The organism is Brevibacterium otitidis, from assembly GCF_042429315.1.
GTDB lineage: Bacteria > Actinomycetota > Actinomycetes > Actinomycetales > Brevibacteriaceae > Brevibacterium > Brevibacterium otitidis.
Window position 1 is genome coordinate 1 of record NZ_JBHMAU010000089.1, and the last position, 998, is coordinate 998.

A 998-nucleotide genomic window follows, 5' to 3' on the forward strand; every position below is an offset into this window, starting at 1 on the left:
CCGCTCACCCGAGCCCCTGATCGGCCTCGCCATGCTCACACTCGGAGGCCACCGCCCCCTCCTGCCCGGCCGCTGAAGACCCACGGATCAGTCAGTAGAGCCCAAAAATTGTGGAAGTCAGGTCTGAGCCCCTCCTCAGACGGCTCCCCACTACCGTCAAGATAGTAAAAGTCGTAATACGCCTTCCGTGTCGCCTGCACCAGCGGTGGCAGCTCCTCACCCGGGTACTGCGGTTCCGAACTGCACTTGCACCGATCATGGAACCTCTTGTGTGCCCCACCGACCGTGTCCTTGGTGTACACGTGACCACGAGTGGCGAGCATCATGCACCAGCCGCACGCGCCGGCCTCAGGGACACGCCTGTACCTCGGCTTGCCAGGGTCCTTGCCGATGTTCGACATCACCGTGTGCGCCTCCGTCTGACGCATCAAACGAGTCATCGAGGCTCGCACCCGGTCGAGAGCATGTGCATAATCCTCGTCGGTGTACGTCTCACCGTTGATCGGCTTAAGCGCCCACCGCAGACTCCCAGCGATCTGCTGCTCGTTCGGATCCCACACCGGTTCAGGCGTGAAAAGATCGTCAAGGCCAGCGTTCGTGCGAGCAAGCGCGTAGAACTCAGCGGCCAGTTCCGCAGTGACCGACTTGTGAGCCTTGACAACCTCGGGAAGCGTCGTGAGGACAAGCGACTTGATCTCCTTGCTGGCCGCACCATGAGCCGTGTCCATGATGCGGTCAAGTGTGGAGATCAGGTGCCCATCGAGAGTGTCGCGGGCCGTCCTCCACTGTGCACGCTCGCTTGCGGTGAGCACGAGCTCACAGGTCCTCTGGCGCAGCAGAACCAAGGCCGCGCCTTGCGGCTGATTCCATAGCGCCTGGATCAGGCTTCTGGACAAGCAGCGCCGCGGCGAGACTGGACGCATTTCCCTTCTCACGATCACGCTTGAGCCGCTCCAGGTCGGTCGGGTCGAAGCCGAGCCGTTCGAGCGCGACATCCG

At 62.5% G+C, this 998-nt stretch carries 2 protein-coding genes; both read right to left on the reverse strand.

Annotated elements, in window-relative coordinates:
• Positions 1-35: 35 nt before the first annotated feature.
• Complete coding sequence (locus ACFFN1_RS13580) at positions 36-812, reverse strand: VG15 protein (RefSeq protein WP_376841364.1); 777 nt, start codon at positions 810-812, stop codon at positions 36-38.
• Between the two features lie 4 nt (positions 813-816).
• Positions 817-998, reverse strand: a 182-nt coding sequence (locus ACFFN1_RS13585; RefSeq protein ID WP_376841365.1) for a hypothetical protein, incomplete at its 5' end; no start/stop codon positions are given.